Raw genomic sequence first — 17,148 nt, 5'->3', positions numbered from 1 at the left:
GGGGGCTGGACAGTCTCTGATTGAGCGGGATACGCTGACCTTGAAAGGAGCCCGCCTACCGAAAGGAGTGCTCCGGCTGCGAGTGATGTCTCGAGAAATTGTCTTCGGTTCACGATCTTCATAAGGTCTCCTCCTTACGTAATGGTGCTGTTGACAGCAAAGTGAATCTTTTCCTGATTCATTCTACCACCTTCAGACTCGGTCTTTCCATAAAAGCACCAAAAAGAATGAGAATTGTCAGCACCTCGGCCTGATCCGTCCCTAACCTGCTGAGTTTGTTAGATACTGTTGGATATAAGCCTCATGGTATAAAAGTGTTTCCCCTGCTCAGCCCTGTGAGATAGCTTAGGGGATTACTGTTAGGAGGGAGTTAAGTCTTGGTTAAGATATGTTCATGCTTCCCTGCAGATTGTCAGACGACCGAGAACGGTGATTTTCAATTTCAAAAAAGTTTATAATAGAGTGTGTCTAAAATTATCCTCTGCGTCGACATGGACGCCTTCTTTGCATCCGTGGAACAGCAGGTCAACTCTGCTCTTCAGGGTAAACCCATTGCCGTAACCGGCGCCGGCGCACGAACAGTCATCACCACCTCTTCCTATGAGGCAAGGGCATACGGTGTGAGAACAGGGATGACTCCGCACGAGGCAAAGAAGCTCTGTCCCCATATTATCTTCGTCGTCGGCAACCACACACGGTATGCCGAGATCTGCGGCAGGCTCGAAAAGATCTGCGAACGCTTTACGCCCGATATCGAGATCTATTCCATAGACGAAATATTCCTCGACATAACCGGATCACACCATCTTTTCGGGGGTCCCGATGGGTTAGCCCGGACCATCAAGAAGACCGTCAAGGATGAGCTCGGTATCAACTGCACCATCGGGATGGGCCCCAATATCTTGATCGCCAAGCTGGCAAGCGATCTTGCCAAACCTGACGGTCTTCGGTGGATAGATAAAGATGCGATACCTTCGGTTCTTGAGACACTTCCCGTAAGAAAGCTCTGGGGTCACCTTTTCTTTCGGACAAACGTCGAGCTAAGTGGAAGACTTTTTTCACCAAGAGCTTCACATGCTTCACTGTAAAGCGCATATAAAGAGTCTCTTAATCGTTGACGCTCTTTCCTTGGGAGTACAGAAAATATTCTAAGCTGCAGAGGTCTCTTAACAACTAAACGATACGCCGCGCGCCCCTTTTCAGTCAATTCGAAACGTATACCGTTTTTTCTGTGCTCCCCCTCGATCTCTCTTAATAGCCCTGATTTTTCCATTCTGCGCAGTAATTCATGGACAGAATGGCGTTCTCTAATTATCTGCCGGGCGATGTCGTCGGTCCTTGCGCTGCCACCTAGATTTTGAATAACAATCAAAACAGCTCCTTTATCGGGATTTAGTCCGTATCGGGTCAATTCTCTTTCCCTTACCCTACGTACTTTATCCCTCGCCCAACCTAGGAGTCTAAGCAGATCCTGTATTTCTTCCTTCGGCGGCTGATCTTCCGGTTTCTCAACGCGGTTATTCTTAATTCCCTTTAATGTACCTGCCGTGCTCGTTCCTGTTTTCATAAACTGCAAACAACCTCACCGTCAATTTATTATAACGTATTTGTGTATGGTTTGAAAGGGGAAGAAGGTTCAGATGATTGACTGTTCAAATGACCAACTTGCGACCCGACTTCACGACTCGTTCCCGTTGGCTGGCTAATTCTTAGTCAGATGACGTGAGATCCTTTCTCACCGTAATCGCTGTTCTGCCTTGAGCAATAAGTGTTTCTCCATCGAGATCAAGAGCCGTTACTTTCGTATAGGTGCTGCCAAAGTCAACGAAGATGCCGATATCGGGCATTTATTACTAGATCTCCTGTAGAATGGTAGATTACAATTCATCTCTTTTACAGGGGTATGCCTTCCCATCTCTCACGTCTATATACCCTGTTTGTTCAAGTTCATCGAGCATGAGTTCCACAATGATGGGGGTGAGAGGTGGAAAAATCTTGTCCCGCTCCCAATCGGTAAAACGGTTCAGAATCGCTTCGGCAGTAATACCCGGTTCTTTCTCTATTTTCTTCAGGATGCTCATTTCTCTCATGTAATAGGGGGTGTCGAAACCTCCCGAAGCAAGGTCAAAAGGTTCAGCTATGAAAAGAGCAGAGGTTCTGCTGTCGTTACATGAAACAGGCCAACCCGTTGGCAGCGAAGACATGCTTCCCGCACCGGTGCTTTTCCTAACCGGAGCATATCCAACACCATCGTACTGCTTCATTCTTGGATCAAGCCTGCTATGCCCCCCGTATCGCATAAGCGAACGCTCAGAACCTTTGTTGCCGAGGTCGTGAATCATTTTAATTACCGAAGCCATCTGAGCGATAAGGCTGGGGCATACCCTCCCGGTAAAACGTTCGCCGTCATAAATGATTTCATCACCTATTTTGTAGCCGAAATGACATGGGTACTCTTCGACATTACCGGTAAAATCGATCAGCGTGAATCTTATTTTGAAGGGCATCTTTTCTCCTTTTGTCTATGATCATCATCACAATTGAGATCGTTCCAATATACGTGAACAAGACCTTTTGGTACAAAACAAGGCAACTCTTCGTGCACAAGTATCTTTCATCGTTCGACCAGATTTCCATTACACCTCCGAGGTCGTGAGGATCTTATGGATTCGTTCCAATGAAAGCCATAATCTCATCACAATCGTGAGAACGAGGTTTGGCCTCTTCAGATCCTTTCCAATACCCTCCTCAGTCGACGCAAAAAACTTTGGGGGATAATTTTATTTCCTGAGAACAGTATTCGGGTTCTCAGGGAAATCAACCTTTCTCGCACAGCCAGCTAATTGCGTCTCCTGATTTATCGACAAAAGCACGAACAAACCTCGGGTTGACCTTGGACCAATGCTACCACTTCATTGCAACCTGAAAAGAGTAACCGCTCAAGGCGTCTATGCCCATGGGTCTCTTCTGGACCGGACTTTCGGCACCAAACAGATGGTGGGCCATGGCTGAATTGCCACCGGTGGAATTCCATCAATGAATGTGGCTGAGTATCATTTAATCTGGGGGCGATGCATTTATTTGCCGCCTTTGATCAGTCTTTGAGCTTCCTGGAGTATCGCTGTTCCGCGTATGCCTTTTGTATCAAGCTCCTTCGCGTCCTTGTCAGCTAAGGAAACCATTATTGCCGCGAGCTGCGCCTTGTCAGAAGGGTTAATGACTTCAAGGCCTCTCTTTTTTGCATATTCTACTGCCTGGTTACATGCAGCAGCTAGTCCATCTTCCGTTACTTTTGACCAGTATTCGACATTACTCATGAAAACCTTTTGGATATCGGGCGGGAGGCTGTTCCATTTAGCCAGATTCATCGCCCGTCCGGAAAAGGGAGCCGCCAGCATGTCATACATACTCACATATTTGACCACATCTGCAAGCTTCAGAGATTCAAGCCCTTCCGTCAATCCGAGAATACCATCCAGAATGCCCTTCTGCATGCCCGTATACATCTCTGAAGTGGATGTAGTTATACCTTCAGACCCAACTGCCCTTAACACTTTTGCCCAGTCTCCCACAACGCGGATTCTTTTACCTTTGAGATCGTCCAATTTGCGTATGGGTTTCGCCGACAGAATCTCCTGCGTATTAACTGAGTATTCCAGCGGTTTTATGCCGGCGTCGGTGTATTCCTTATCAATCTCCGGAAACTTGACTCTTAGTTGCTGGTAAACACGCATAGCCATTGGTTCGCTCGCACCAGCAAAGAAAAGTTGTATTGCCTTTGCGATCGCGAAACCTGTTTTAGTGTTGTTAGGACTCACATACGCTATGTCAGCTACGCCTCCAGCTAGTTCCTCTACCGCGTTGGCGCCTCCGATAACCTGCCCTCCCCAGTATGGTTTAATCTTTACCCTGCTTTGTGTTTCTTTTTCGATCTTCGCGATCCATAGCGCGTCTGCCTTGCTGAAAGTATGGTCAGCGGCAAATGCCGTCCCATAGGTCAATTCAATGACTTTCTGCTGCGCCAAAGCTTGGCTTGGTAAAACAATTGACATAGCAATCAAAATTGCCCATAAAATCATCGAAACTTTCTTACCCATATCCTCCTCCTTCATTGTTTTATTTTGCTGCGTGTATTTATTTCTGCGCACCTCACTTCATAAGCAAGTTGGGTAACCACATTGTGATAGGTTTTACAAATACGAAAAGAGGAAGTGTAACAAGCTCCATCAATAGAAAAGGGCCTGCCCCCCTGAAGACAATTCCAGGCGTAAGGTCCTTGTGGCTCCCGGCAATAATGTAGGCTATCATGCCTAAAGGTGGAGTTATACAAGTGATCTCGAGCATGCGAACCTGCACAACTCCAAACCAAGTTGGGTCAAACCCCAACATGTTCACCAGAATGGGATAAAAGACAGGTATAGTGAGTATCTGAATTGAGGGAGCTTCCATGACCATGCCCAAAAAGAAATAAATAATAACGATAACACCAACTACTGCCCATGCGGATATGTGGAGTGAAAGTACCCAATTGCCCGCAAAATCAGGAAGCCCTGTCTTCGCGCAGAAGAAATTGAAGATCATAGCACCCATGAAAATCGTGTACATCAGGCCGGATGTTTTCATCGACCCCATGAGAGTAGTTCCTAATTCCTTCCACGTTAGTCTTCTTTTTGCAAAGCCCAACACAATGGAACCGAAAGCTCCTATCGCCCCTGATTCTGTGGGTGTAAAAAAACCATAGATCATCCCCCCAATTGCAATAAGAAGAAGTGTTAATATTTCCCAGCAGTTCTTTACCTCCCTTATTTTCTCTCGAAATGTGGCTACTTCCGCCGGGGGACCTGCTGTGGGATTAAGTTTGCATATAATATAGATGGTTATTAAATACGAGATAATCGTAAGAATAGCCGGGATAATGCTCGCCGTGAAGAGCTTACCTATGGAAGCACCCGTGAGAATTCCGTAAAGGATGAACATACCGCTCGGAGGAATGAGGCTACCTATAGTACCTCCTGCCGCACAGGCACCAACAGCAAGCTTTGTATCGTAATTGTATTTTCTCATCTCGGGTAAAGCAATGGGTGCAACCGTCGCAGCCGTAATGAGAGCGCTACCGCTGCAGGCTCCAAATGCAGTCGATCCTCCTATGCTCGCCATTGCGAGGCCACCCCTCAAATGGCCCAGCCATTTTGACGCCAATTTGAAAAGATCTGCACCGAATCGAGAGGCGACGGTAACCTGAGCCATAAGAATAAATAGCGGCATGACTGCGAACGAATAGCCGGAAATAAGTTCTACAGGCACGGTTGCCATCTTCGTTAAAACACCGTTGATAGGATAGACAAAACACATCCCCGCAAAACCGACGAGTCCCAGTGCAGAGCCAATTGGCATTCCCAAAGCAAGGAGAGCAAAAATACACAGAAAACCTGTCAGACCTAATATTTCCGGACTCATCGGGACACCCCCTCGGCTGTGGACGTGTCTTTCTTGGATGGCTTCACTGCGTGAGCAAAATTATCCAGCAGTTTGAGAAACAGAAAGATGCATATCAGAGCGAGCGCTAATACCCAAAGCGATCTTGAAGGTACAATATTTGCATTCAGAAGTTCCGTCCGTTCTCCTCTTTGTATTTTCATCATCAATACTTTCCAGCCGGCATAGAACAATACGGTCCAATAAATCACGTTCAAGAATGTAGTAAATGTTGCAAGTCCTGTTCGTACTCGGGAGGAAACGCGACTGGTTATAATTTCTGCCCGTGCTGATGCTTCCAGGGTTTCACAATAGGCCACCGCATAAGCACCCACAATCATCATGTAAACTTCAATAACATCGAATGTTCCGGGTATGGAATATCCGATAAGCCGTGCCAAGGCAGTAACGACTATCATCATCATGACACCGATCATCACTATTCCGGCTCCAGCGGTGCAGATTTTAATCACTTGCCGAACAGGTTTTAAAATCTTCTCCATTTACAATCTCCTCTGAAATTAGAACCCTTTTTTGTTTCTATAGGGCATTCCCAATTCTCCACCCATCCGCAACAGCATCGGCGATAAGTTGCGGGTTCCTGCAATCACCAACAGCATAGAGCTCCGGAACTTTGCCTTTAAGGTCTTCAAATAAGTCGGAATTCGGTCTCATGGGTATCGCAGGGACAATACTGTCCGCTTCAATGGTGCGCTTGTATCCTTCTTTGGTGAGGACGGTAAGACCTTTCTCTGTGACAGCTATAGGTTTAACACCGGAGAGTATCTCAACACCTTTCTTGCGGAACCAGTAGAAGAGTTGGTACTTGAGATGTTGTATCATGCCTTCTCCCATCGCACCGGCTTCTTCAACGATGGTTACTTTTCTGTCTCTTTTTACGAGGAATTCGGCGAGCTCACAACCCTGAATACCACCACCGATGATGACAACATTCTTTCCCAATGGCATCCAGAGTTTGCTCAACATTCTCAAATATTTGGGAGCGATAAACTTCATAAAGAACTTGAGCATCTTATGGAGGTCGGTGTTCTTGACTACGTTGGGTCTATCGATGCCGGGTATATCGGGCACCTGGGGGATACCGCCGGTGGCGATAATAACAACCTCAGGCTTGAGTTGCTCAATGAGTGAAGAGGTGGCCTCTGTATTGAGTCTTAGTGTTACCCCGAGTTTTGTTATCTGTCCTTTAAGGTAACGGACGATTGCAGGCAGGTCCTCAATCTCAAGACCTTTGACCATTGCAGCGAGGGGAATGAGTCCCCCGAGCTTTGATGTTTTCTCAATAAGGGTAACAGCATGACCTCTTATGGCCGCTATCCGTGCCGCTTCCATCCCGGAGGGGCCGCCACCGATAACGAGGACCTTTTTTTTCTTATTTGCAGGTTCTATTAGGTAGGGTTTATCGGTTCCGATAGCCGCATTGATCCTGCACCGCCTCGGATGGTCTTCATCCTTGCAGCACGTGCAAGCGGTACAGGGGGCGATATCATGGTATCTGCCTGCAGCGAGTTTGTTCGGGAACTCAGGGTCAGCAAAGAGGCGTCTCGTTACCGCAATGAAGTCTGCCTTGCCTTCCCGGAGGATCTGTTCTCCGAGGACAGGATCGAGTCTTCCAACGGTGATAATGGGAATAGAGACAGTCTTCTTAAAGATCTCTGACATGCCCGCATTTGCCCCTGCTCCATGATGACTCATATCGAGTTCTTTCGGGAAGGATTCTAATGGGACAGGTGGTTCCGGATAGAAGAGGTGATCGGTAAGAAAGGATGCATCGTGTCGACCGACCCACTGTGATCTCACCTGGATGGCATCTGCGCCTGCCTGCTCTACTATCTTTGCTATTGCAAGGCTGTCACTAAAGTTGAGCGTCTCACTCGGTTCGACACCGATGAGTACGCCCGTTTCAATGCCGTTCATAATGACGGAGACGGCGAAGTCTGACCCGACCGCCCTCTTTATTCCTTTAATTATTGAGACAAGAACACGGGTACGACCCTCCAATGTGTCACACCCGTATGCGTCATTGCGTTTATTCCAGAAGGGCGACAAGAAGGTATGAAGGAGATGGCTGCAGGAGGTATTGATCTCAACGCCATCGAAGCCTGCCTTCCTGGCACCAACTGCATTGCTTATGAACTTCTCTATCGTCTCCTCTATCTCCCCTAACGTGAGAGGTCGAGGCATCGTATTGTGGTTATCCATCTCCGAATAGACACAGACTGAAGAGGGAGCACGGGGAGTATCGGCGGTCGGAACAAGTTTCCAGTTCGCGAGGTTAGCAAGCTGCGCAAATACGGGACATCCATACTTGTGAATGAGCTGAGTAACCTCTGACATTGCCGCAACATGTTTGTCGTTGTCGAGTCGAAAGCCTTTGCCGCCCGGCTCGATTTTGGGGCTTTCCATGATGATGAGGCCGACACCTCCTTTGGCGAAAGCCTCGTAGAGATACTTTGCTTTGTCCGATACCGGGTTATCTCCCTGGGCCCAGTATTGAAGACCCGCAGCGGATTTAATCAGCCGATTACGGGTCTTCACTGGGCCTATACAGGAGGGGGAAAGGAGGAGTCGAAAATTGTCGCTGTTCATGAATTGCTACCTTTCTTAAGAGACATTTCGATTATGGGAACAGGTTGATTTTTACTCATCTTGATTGTAGATTACCTCGCTCTTGGATCAGGTTCGCCCCAGATTTAATTTTGGCCGTGAAGTGAAAAATGGGATTATTCGCCTTTCTGATAATCAGCGGACAATGGGCAAAACCTTTCGGCGCGAATACCATGCAACTCTTCCGGAGAATGTGTTTCTCGCCATCCAACCATATCTCGACCTCACCGGCAAGATCATGGGGATCCTGGGGGTTAGTGCCAATAAAAGCAATAATCTCATCACAATCGTGCGTGTGAGCTTCTGTCGTTACTATTTCCGATCCTTTCCAGTACCACACACAATTGACGGCGAGTGCTCCTCGTATAATGTTGTCGTCCAGAAAAAGCAGGCGAGTCCTCATGAAGTCGAGATGCTGATCGTTGGGCTCAGCATTGGTAATAATATATTTTGTATATTTGAATTCTTCTTTTTCTTGCAAATTACCGTTCCTCCGGATTTTTTATCTTCCCAATCCTTGAATATAAGCACCACTCATGCACCACATCGTCACTACAAAACGCCTGTCTTCTTGGATCGTTCACCTTCACTCAAACACAACGCCTTCTTTTTTTAATGCGTCCAATTCCTTTTCCGTCATACCGAGTATACCCTTGAGCACATCGCCAGTGTTTTCTCCTGCTTTAACTGTGGGTGGACGTTCCACTGAGGCATTTGAATTGGTATACCGTAGAGGGCTGGTAAGGAATTTCACTTTGCCGAGAGTAGGATGTTCAAGCTCTTTGAGCATCCTACGAAGCTTAAACTGCTCGTCTTCATCGACGAGCTTTGCCACAGATAAGACCGGGACAGATTGCATGCGATAGCTCTGCAGGAGAGCTGCCACGTCAGCGACATGGTCAAATGCTCCGAGCCACTCTTCGACGTACTCGACTACCGCATCTTTATTTTTGAGCCGTGCTTCTCTTGTTTCAAAACGAGGGTCAGTCGCAAGCTCGGGTTTTCCCATCAGGTCCGTGAGCCTGTCCCATCCTACTTTCGTAGCCGCACTGATGGCGAGATATCCGTCTTTCCCCTTGAAGATGCCCCATGAAGGCATATCATTGTTGAAGGCACCGGCCCGTTTGAGTTCCACTTTTCCTTCTGTGAGCGTGTGGACACCGACCGCCATGTGCAGGCAGTTGATGGCACAATCAGCCATGGCAATGTCAATGTAGTCGCCCTGGCCTGAGATCGAGCGACGGTACAATGCAGCACAGATCGCACCAAAGGCATTAAGTCCCGCAAGAATGTCCGTTACCGGGAAACCTACGAGTGACGGTCTTCCATCGGGATCGCCGGTAAGATCAAGGATGCCGCTGATGGATTGAATACTTAGGTCTGCGGCCATCTGTTCGGCCCGGGGACCCTCCTGCCCCCACCCTGAAATGGAGCACATAATCATTGAGGGGTTCACCTCTTTAAAATCCTGATAGGTTAAATTAAACTCTCTCATCACACCTGGACGGAAGTTCTCCACCACAACATCACAGGATTTTGCTAACTTCAGGATAAGCTCTCGGGAGCCTTCCTTCTTCATATCGACGCCGAGGCTTTTCTTGCCGCAGTGGTTATAAATAAAGTCAGTACTTTCACCTTTAAAAAAATACGGAATACCGCGGGCCACCTTTCCGCCTGGTTTCTCAACGTTTATGACCTCCGCGCCACAATCTGCCATGTAGCGGGTACAGTATGGCCCGGCCAACGCATCGGTGAAATCGAGTACGCGTACTCCACTTAGGATTTTATCCATTAGATCTTACCTCCCAATTCTTTGTTCAGGCAAGTGGTTGACTGATCTGCAGAATGTCTTCCACAACCATATCCCAGTTCAGCTTCTTTCCGATAGCCTTTTCCCGTTCTGCAAGTTTTTCCTTATGAAAGTCGCGGATCTCTCTCGAGAAAGGCTGATTATCACAGACAAGATACCGGATGGCACCTTTTGCATCTCTTGCCCCCATTGCCACACCACGCACGTGGCGATTGGAGGCAACGGGATGATCGAGAATGCCGGCTTCAACAGCTTTATCCGCGCCGACCACCGGATCACCGTTGCCAAACTCGAGCGCACGGTCCACGATGGCGCGCGTTTCCTTTTCCATCATATCCATTTCTTCCTCGATATCCCCGTTATTGGTGATGTTGATTTTCTGGTCCTTTAGCATACGAAGCATCATTTTTGCGCTTCGCAGACTGTAGGCTGCGTTCTCTTTCGTAGTGATACTCTGCGCCTCATCATGGGTTTTAATGAGACATACGTCTACATTCGCAAAGACGGAGACAACGGGTGACCAGAGGACTTCCGCTATGGCCTGAGCTTCATCTCTCGGATATCTTCCCGCTATCTCGGCGCCGCCGCTGTATACAGTCACATCATTGTAGCCAAGCTTCTTCAAATATTCGTTTGACAATCTCGGGGCAGCAACCGCATATGCTATGTCCTGCGCCATATTGCCCTGACTGGCGGCGTTCACCCACACGTGTTTAACGCCCTGCTCCGGCATGCTCAGGAGATTGAGAATTGTTCCGGCAAGGATCAAACTCGGAGGGGTGATACCGGGGATTTGGTTGCCTCCGAGCGGATGGGCACATATCGGGATACCCCGCTTCTCGTATTCCCCGATGAGGCGAAAGAGATACTGATATTCCCGGACAACACTCTCAAACGTGTTCGTCTTACTGTAGTTCATAAAACAGATAAGCGTCTGACCTTCCGTGTACGTGTGGCCTCCGGCAAGTCCTACCTCCCCTATGAGCCTGCAAACAGGTCCCACGAACCGGAGCCGGACAGGCAGATTAACTGCATCTATCACTTTTCTTGTACCCTTCACACCATGATTGATAAGCGGAAAACCGTTTAAAAGTGTTCTGCCTGAGGCTTTGCTCTTCTCTATCTCTCTCTCTGCCAGTTCGAAGCGATTTGTTCTCGTGAAACTGTCGACCATAGTCCCGAGAAGGTCAGTGTGGCCTTCATTCTGTATGTATTGCAGGAGTTCAATCTCCTGCTCAATGGTGGTATGCCCCATGTCGCTCGTGAGCAGGATCTCGCCACGTTTACGGGCTGCGTCGATTTTAACAGCCATATTTTTTGTCGTGAGGATACTCTTGTGATACTCGGCCGCTTCATCGAGGTCCACTTCCGCGCCGCTCTTCCACATGGCGAGTACTTCTTTTCTCTGTTGGGCAAAATCTTCATCGGCTATTCGTGTATTGGTGATCATAATTGTCTACCTCTTTGTTGAAAATCTGATTTCAATGCGGCGATCACTTCCTCGGGAAGAGTTGATGCGGGATAGACTCTGTTATATCCCAGATCCTCGAAGTATGTGTGTACATCTTCCCATTTGTCATCGCCGATGAAGAGGTGGCCGCCAATGTACAAGAGGATATTCTCCAGGCCGGCTTCAGTACATTTCTGCCGAAAGCCCTCTGAAAGGACCTTCGCATGCCCCGAGAGAGAGGAGACAAGAATGCCGTCCGCCTTTGTCTCTATGGCGGCATCAATGAACTCCTTCTGGGAAACACCAATCCCGAGGGAAACAATATTGAAGCCATTATTCCTCAGCGCATGTTCCAGTACTTTTATCCCTATATTGTGTATATCGTCACCGATGACACCCGTTACCAAGGTTACGCTCATGTATAATCCTCCTTACACTGTCTTTCTTATCTCGTTTTGCTCGGGACCAGGAGCCTTATAATTTTGGAAACTTTATCGACGTCCTCCAAGTGCTCAAACATACTGAGGGCCTTCTGTCCGTTTTGCTTGCTCACCGTCTTCGAGAATTCTATATTCCTCATGAACTTGTTCTTAATCTCTTCAAAAGGAGTAGGGGCATCCAGCCATCCCAGGGGGTCCTCACGGTATGCCGATAACTCCTGTCCATTCTTCAGTTTTACCGTTAGACGTCCCGCGTGGTTCTTTCCAAGCGGAAGATTGGGTACGAGTGTAATCTTCTTGACCAGCGCAAGTACCCTCGGGTCACGGATGTAATCGTCCGTGTAATGTTCAATCCTTACCTCTTTTCTTACAAAGGCGTTAGCAATTCCGAACGGTAGGCTGAAGAGCGCTCTTACCTGACAGTCCTTCTCCTCGAAATACTGGTTGAGAAAGTGTTTGATCCTGTTCGGGGGTACATCGAAGGTAATCGATTCGATATCGGCGCTGTCGATCTCGTGCTTTTTCAGGATTTCCAGGGCACACTCGAGAGCGTTATGGTTACCATAACAGGATGGATGAAGCTTGTGCTGACCTTTGACGTAGTATACTGTTCCAAGATCAACCAGAGCATTTTCCGGATGAGGGTTCTTACAATATTGCCCAAAATATCCGAGAGGACTCGAAAGGGCATCCCGAATACCCTGGAACCCCCTCTGCGATAGAAGAACCGAGAGAACCCCGTTGTAAGCAGACATCGCTCCCGGAAGTTTGAAAGAATGGACTCCATCCCAGATACTCTGAAAAGATCCGGCTAGAAGATTAACAAGAATACCGAAGGCATTGACCATCTGTGCGTGATCGAGATGCATTAGTCTGCCCGCAATCGCCGTAGCACCAAACGCATTGACAGTCCCACAGGCTTCAAAAGAAGTGACAAAATTGAAATCGTCGGCAACAGCGAGTCTGGCCGCCAGATCACCACCAAGCACCACCGCAGCAATCATCTCCTTGCCTGAGGCTCCGGTATACTCCGATATTGAAACTGCCGCCGGTTCCGTCGTGCTTGCCACGTGACCCACCATTTTCCCCGCGTTTCTCCCTTCGGGTTCGGGTCCTGTGACTTCGAAATCAAAGGACCGGGTCATGATAGAGTTCATCATCGCGGCATTGGGAAGCGGCACCTTATCCCCGTGGGCCAGAATGGTAGCTTCCCTGCGCCCCCCCCACCCGCGAATCAGGTCCAGAAGGGCCTTATTGCCGGAACCGTTGGCACCTCCAATGGTACAGCTTATTGCATCGATGATGCGTTTTTTTCCTGCATCGATTACCTCATTACTTAACTCTTCGTAACGCGTATGCAGAATGTGATCCGTCAGTTGATCGATAAGCTTGGCCATAGTTCCAATCTCCTTATTACTCGTCCGTTAAGCGTCTTAAAGAAAAATCGAATCCCTGTAAGGCTATTTTTCTAACCACGCATGTTCCGGCGCCCAAAGGTCCGTTTGTGGTGTCCCCAGTATTCCATGATCGTGCACTCTCTTATTCGCCGTTACATAATCCGGCATAAAGTGGAGCGGAATAGTGAATGCATGCCTGTCAATTATCAATTTCATAACCGTCTTAATGTTTTTGGCCTTACTTCTTTGGGTCTCTCGCGCCAATTGCATCATGTAATGCCTGGAGTAGTCATCAGGAGCGCTCATCAAAGTAAATTGCTTACCACCCCGCCGTAATGGTTAGACATCGTAACGACCACGTCAGGATTTCCAGTGGGTTGAGCCTGGATGAGCCCCTCCCACTTGCCACCCTGGTAGACTATTTGCGTATATTTGCCGATCTGCGCGGGAGGCATGATCAGACCCAAAAACCACGTAAGATTACGAGTGAAAGTGCGGTCCCAGTCCGACAGAGTTATCTTGACCGTCGATTTATTCACAACCTCAGCTGAATTGATCCTTCCTTTGCCAACTGTTTTTACAACAATGCGCTGATCGAGGTTCCATTTTACGGCATCCGAATCAAAATCTATATTGTCGTAAAATTTGACACCCGTTCTAAGTGTGAGAGCAATCGTTTTGGCTTTAGCATCTTCCTCGAATGCCTTGGCGATCCACGGTATAAGCTGGTCCCTCTTATTCACACGCAAAAGGGTTTCAAGCGCGGGAAACTCCTGTCGCATAGCAAAAAGCGTCTTAGTCATTTTCGGAGGATGACCGATTAGAGCGCCTTCATAACGGTCTGAGACTCGAAGAGTTCCGCCGTATTGCGGTTTTGTTTGCGTACCAAAGACAAACAACAGACTCATGACCGCTAGTGAAATAACTGCCAACTGATAGCCCATCGTTTTGGTTGCTTGCACGTTGTTCTTCTTCGTCTCCTTCAAAACGAACTATTTCCTAATCTGCTTTTGAAATGAGTTTCACAGTGCCTTCACCTACAGTACACTTTTTCCCATCCGGGAGTTCTGTCCATGCATCCAGATCAACGAGGTGCTGATTGTTTTGTACATATTTTCTCTTTACCATGCCTTTCGCTGTTACTATCTCTCCGAGGAACCAAGTTACCCGATGAGCACAATAGAGTCTTGTTACAAAACCAGCATCCCCCATCCAGTTGGAAATAAGGCTTGCCACAATAGCTTCGTTCTGACGTCCGGTTGAGTGGGCATAAGGCAATCCCGCTACCTGCGCCATTGAGTCCAGATAATGCCAATCAATTGCGTTGTGGTGTGCTCCCGTTTCCGGATCTATGAGGCATCGTTTCAGATCATTCTTCAGAGCATTCCACTTCCAACCGAAGGCGATCACATATCCCGCAGCCCCCCCGATCCATGAAACGATATCGCTCACATCAAGCGGCCCGCGGATGAGAGGTTTCAGTTCCTCGCCTTCGACAACATCCTCCCAGTAGAGCACCTCGCCTCCCCTTCTGAACGCGCCTTTCATTTCGTCTTCGTAAAATTGATGGATCTTGTTCAATTCTTCTTCGGTGTAATGAGTTCTCCTTCTGTCGGCAAAAAGCTTTTGTCCTGTACTCTTCTTTGTTCCTGGAGGCATAGCCTGAACGATTTCATTTGCGATCGAAATTCCGACGATGTCATTCTTCTCGTTATACAGGGTTCTCTGGTTCCTCGGAGTAAAGAGACGGTAAGGTTTGCCTGCACTGTCTTTCTCTTCAATGCCCAGATACTTATTGACTACATGGTAGCGGTCTCCCGGATGCACCACCTTAAACATGAGGTTTTCCGTTCCGCCATAAAAAGCGTTCCATCCGGGTATTTCTGGTTTATCAGGGAAACAGCCCGCGTTCACTACGGCTCCTTGAAAAATAGGAGGTGCTATAATGCTCCCATGGATCGAGCGTTTGGCATATTCGGAGTCATAGTAGAGCGGATTTGAATCACCAACGGCGAAAGCATATTTCTTGATGAAGTCTTCTGTTACCAAATGTTCATTGACCGGAAAAGTGTAGGTGGACTCCCATATGGTAGGTACCGGAGTTACGGTTCCGGCTCTTCTTGCATCGACAGCCAAGAAGTCATCTATAATTCGGTTCCACTCGTATAGCTCCAGGGTACCATCCTCGTATCTTTGTCTTAGTCCCTCGTAGTCTATTGTTGCTTCATCCATTGCTTTCCTCCTTGTCTTCTTGTTAGCAAACATCACACCTTTTGGTCTCAACTATTTTGTGCATACTATTGTCCATATACGTACATGTTGTTCTTATCCGAACAACTATTTATATCTTATATCATAGTGGTTATGACAAATACAATCTTTTTTTAACTGGAACTCTGGCCTGCGCTCACTCGGTGCCCAGGCGTAAGGAACGTCGCCTGGAGGTTCGTCAAAGACCCCGGTGTGAGAGGGCCTATGGCGCCGGCCGGAGAAAAATCCTTATGAGGGAGCGTAAAATCACCAGATCCCAGATCAAAGGGATCCATTTCGAGAGGCTCGGCACGCGACAGGGAATGGCAACGCCCATACAGCTCCGCACAGTTGAGGCGATGTGGAACCGGCTTCGTTTATCCCGAATAGAGAGCAAGGATTAGGCCATCATTTTAGCGCAGAGGTAAACGAATTTTTGGTTCAAATGAACGAATGCGCCAAAAGAGGCATCATGGTAATCGGCGCGACGAATTATTTGAACCATGTCGATATTGCCGCAAGAAGACCTGGCCGGTTCGACAAAAAGATTTACATCGGACCGCCGGATTTAGAAGCGAGAGTGGAAGCCATCAAATTGTACATGAAGGACCGTCCGCAAGAAAAGATCGAGTATTTCAGTCTCCTTGCTGATAAAGAGTGCTATTCGTTCGCTGATCTGGAGCTTGTGGTCAATGAGGCTGCGAGGAAGACCCTACAACGCCGAGAACCTATCCAAAGGGAATATCTTGAAGCAGGATTTCAAACCATACCACCATCAATCACGAATCAAATGATTATCGATATGTCAAAGGAGTAGCACGCATATTGCTCGACGTGCTTCTACGCAATGACTTAGGAGAGACCACAAGTAGAATATGATGTAAAAAAGAAAAGAGTCAGAAAGAAGATTCCGCTACACTTTCGTGACAGAATCGAGGCGTTAAGACGATTCGAGAAATATAAAAAGGACTTCGAAGAATATGCGAGATATTAAAACCTTGCACCAATGCTATGCAAGCGAGACAGGTAAGGACGGTCGGCGTCATCGTGACCTTATGGAAGACCCATGCAAAATCTATGATCAGATAAACTTTGAAGGCAAAACTCTGTCAAGAATTACAAAAGAAATTACCGAATCACAAAAGCGGAAGCTATGTTTGAGATGTTCGAGGGTGATGCCTATACGTCCTCATCTTAGTCAGAGGGCCAACGTCCTCACCCCTGAAAGACGTACCTGCCTCATCTGACACCTTAAGGGCGCGGAATTTGCTTGATATGGTTCTCGACTTTTTGCCAAATTCGGCGCATAAATAGTTATCGTCATAGAACCTCAGAATAACCATTTTCCTGACGTTTATCGGTCTTTTTTCGCATAGCCTCGCCCTCTCCGCGAAAATAAACCACACTTGTACAATAAACAGCACTTTTTCGACCCTATACCAGGTCAAAAACCGTGGCACCCCTCTTCTTACGGCCAAAACAAAATAGGAACTATTTTTGTAAGTATTCGTAATTATTTAGCTTTATACTTGACATAGAAGGATCGTCTGCTATGATTATACTATGAACTATTTGAAATCATTGACGAATCTGAGATCAGACAGTTCAAATCCTGTCGGCGGACAGGTTGATGCCGGACAAGCCGGCTACACCAATCGGACTGAAGGCCGCGTCGCATACGTTGGACGAGCCGATGAA

15 protein-coding genes are annotated in these 17,148 nt (G+C 47.7%); 2 read left to right on the top strand and 13 right to left on the bottom strand.

The window, feature by feature from the left end; genetic code table 11:
* The first annotated feature begins 464 nt into the window (after positions 1 to 464).
* The gene (locus tag VMT62_14255; protein HVN97588.1) at positions 465 to 1,088 is read left to right on the top strand and encodes a DNA polymerase IV; all 624 of its coding nucleotides are present in this window, start codon (positions 465 to 467) and stop codon (positions 1,086 to 1,088) included.
* Positions 1,089 to 1,709: 621 nt separating this feature from the next.
* Here VMT62_14255 and VMT62_14250 read toward each other — a convergent pair.
* The 13 genes from VMT62_14250 to VMT62_14190 all read right to left on the bottom strand — a co-directional run bounded on the left by VMT62_14250 (position 1,710) and on the right by VMT62_14190 (position 15,432).
* Complete coding sequence (locus VMT62_14250; protein HVN97587.1) at positions 1,710 to 1,847, bottom strand: glutamate mutase L; 138 nt, start codon at positions 1,845 to 1,847, stop codon at positions 1,710 to 1,712.
* Positions 1,848 to 1,877: 30 nt separating this feature from the next.
* Complete coding sequence (locus VMT62_14245) at positions 1,878 to 2,507, bottom strand: hypothetical protein (GenBank protein HVN97586.1); 630 nt, start codon at positions 2,505 to 2,507, stop codon at positions 1,878 to 1,880.
* 570 nt (positions 2,508 to 3,077) lie between these two features.
* Positions 3,078 to 4,097, bottom strand: a complete 1,020-nt coding sequence (dctP, locus tag VMT62_14240; GenBank protein ID HVN97585.1) for a TRAP transporter substrate-binding protein DctP — start codon at positions 4,095 to 4,097, stop codon at positions 3,078 to 3,080.
* A gap of 52 nt (positions 4,098 to 4,149) precedes the next feature.
* Complete coding sequence (locus VMT62_14235; protein HVN97584.1) at positions 4,150 to 5,457, bottom strand: TRAP transporter large permease; 1,308 nt, start codon at positions 5,455 to 5,457, stop codon at positions 4,150 to 4,152.
* The gene (locus tag VMT62_14230) at positions 5,454 to 5,978 is read right to left on the bottom strand and encodes a TRAP transporter small permease subunit (GenBank protein ID HVN97583.1); all 525 of its coding nucleotides are present in this window, start codon (positions 5,976 to 5,978) and stop codon (positions 5,454 to 5,456) included. The genes VMT62_14235 and VMT62_14230 overlap by 4 nt, the downstream gene beginning before the upstream one ends.
* A 37-nt stretch (positions 5,979 to 6,015) precedes the next feature.
* Positions 6,016 to 8,085, bottom strand: a complete 2,070-nt coding sequence (locus VMT62_14225; GenBank protein ID HVN97582.1) for an FAD-dependent oxidoreductase — start codon at positions 8,083 to 8,085, stop codon at positions 6,016 to 6,018.
* A 55-nt stretch (positions 8,086 to 8,140) separates the two neighbouring features.
* Positions 8,141 to 8,584: a hypothetical protein gene (locus tag VMT62_14220; GenBank protein HVN97581.1), complete on the bottom strand. Its 444-nt coding sequence runs from the start codon at positions 8,582 to 8,584 to the stop codon at positions 8,141 to 8,143.
* Between the two features lie 105 nt (positions 8,585 to 8,689).
* Positions 8,690 to 9,895: a CoA transferase gene (locus VMT62_14215; protein HVN97580.1), complete on the bottom strand. Its 1,206-nt coding sequence runs from the start codon at positions 9,893 to 9,895 to the stop codon at positions 8,690 to 8,692.
* Between the two features lie 25 nt (positions 9,896 to 9,920).
* Positions 9,921 to 11,363, bottom strand: a complete 1,443-nt coding sequence (locus tag VMT62_14210; GenBank protein HVN97579.1) for a methylaspartate mutase subunit E — start codon at positions 11,361 to 11,363, stop codon at positions 9,921 to 9,923.
* The gene (glmS, locus tag VMT62_14205) at positions 11,360 to 11,782 is read right to left on the bottom strand and encodes a methylaspartate mutase subunit S (GenBank protein ID HVN97578.1); all 423 of its coding nucleotides are present in this window, start codon (positions 11,780 to 11,782) and stop codon (positions 11,360 to 11,362) included. Before glmS ends, VMT62_14210 begins: the two co-directional genes overlap by 4 nt.
* Before the next feature lie 26 nt (positions 11,783 to 11,808).
* Entirely contained in the window at positions 11,809 to 13,200 is a 1,392-nt protein-coding gene (locus VMT62_14200; protein ID HVN97577.1) for an MmgE/PrpD family protein, read from the bottom strand.
* 305 nt (positions 13,201 to 13,505) lie between these two features.
* The gene (locus VMT62_14195) at positions 13,506 to 14,186 is read right to left on the bottom strand and encodes an ABC transporter substrate-binding protein (GenBank protein ID HVN97576.1); all 681 of its coding nucleotides are present in this window, start codon (positions 14,184 to 14,186) and stop codon (positions 13,506 to 13,508) included.
* A 13-nt stretch (positions 14,187 to 14,199) separates the two neighbouring features.
* Complete coding sequence (locus VMT62_14190) at positions 14,200 to 15,432, bottom strand: MaoC family dehydratase N-terminal domain-containing protein (protein ID HVN97575.1); 1,233 nt, start codon at positions 15,430 to 15,432, stop codon at positions 14,200 to 14,202.
* Between the two features lie 379 nt (positions 15,433 to 15,811).
* On the opposite strand from VMT62_14190, the gene VMT62_14185 reads away from it, so the two are divergent.
* A complete protein-coding gene (locus VMT62_14185) occupies positions 15,812 to 16,267 on the top strand; it encodes an ATP-binding protein (protein ID HVN97574.1) in 456 nt (151 codons plus the stop codon).
* The last annotated feature ends 881 nt before the right edge of the window (positions 16,268 to 17,148 follow it).

This window comes from Syntrophorhabdaceae bacterium (assembly GCA_035541755.1).
Lineage (GTDB): Bacteria > Desulfobacterota > Syntrophorhabdia > Syntrophorhabdales > Syntrophorhabdaceae > PNOF01.
Note: the sequence above shows the minus strand (reverse complement) of the source record. Positions and strands in the feature narration are given on the sequence as shown.

Bases quoted from the DNA above. Each gene is read 5' to 3' on its own strand.
- VMT62_14250 (HVN97587.1), bottom strand. From the start codon at position 1,847: ATGCCCGATATCGGCATCTTCGTTGACTTTGGCAGCACCTATACGAAA.
- VMT62_14245 (HVN97586.1), bottom strand. From the start codon at position 2,507: ATGCCCTTCAAAATAAGATTCACGCTGATCGATTTTACCGGTAATGTC.
- dctP (HVN97585.1), bottom strand. From the start codon at position 4,097: ATGGGTAAGAAAGTTTCGATGATTTTATGGGCAATTTTGATTGCTATG.
- VMT62_14235 (HVN97584.1), bottom strand. From the start codon at position 5,457: ATGAGTCCGGAAATATTAGGTCTGACAGGTTTTCTGTGTATTTTTGCT.
- VMT62_14230 (HVN97583.1), bottom strand. From the start codon at position 5,978: ATGGAGAAGATTTTAAAACCTGTTCGGCAAGTGATTAAAATCTGCACC.
- VMT62_14225 (HVN97582.1), bottom strand. From the start codon at position 8,085: ATGAACAGCGACAATTTTCGACTCCTCCTTTCCCCCTCCTGTATAGGC.
- VMT62_14215 (HVN97580.1), bottom strand. From the start codon at position 9,895: ATGGATAAAATCCTAAGTGGAGTACGCGTACTCGATTTCACCGATGCG.
- VMT62_14210 (HVN97579.1), bottom strand. From the start codon at position 11,363: ATGATCACCAATACACGAATAGCCGATGAAGATTTTGCCCAACAGAGA.
- glmS (HVN97578.1), bottom strand. From the start codon at position 11,782: ATGAGCGTAACCTTGGTAACGGGTGTCATCGGTGACGATATACACAAT.
- VMT62_14200 (HVN97577.1), bottom strand. From the start codon at position 13,200: ATGGCCAAGCTTATCGATCAACTGACGGATCACATTCTGCATACGCGT.
- VMT62_14190 (HVN97575.1), bottom strand. From the start codon at position 15,432: ATGGATGAAGCAACAATAGACTACGAGGGACTAAGACAAAGATACGAG.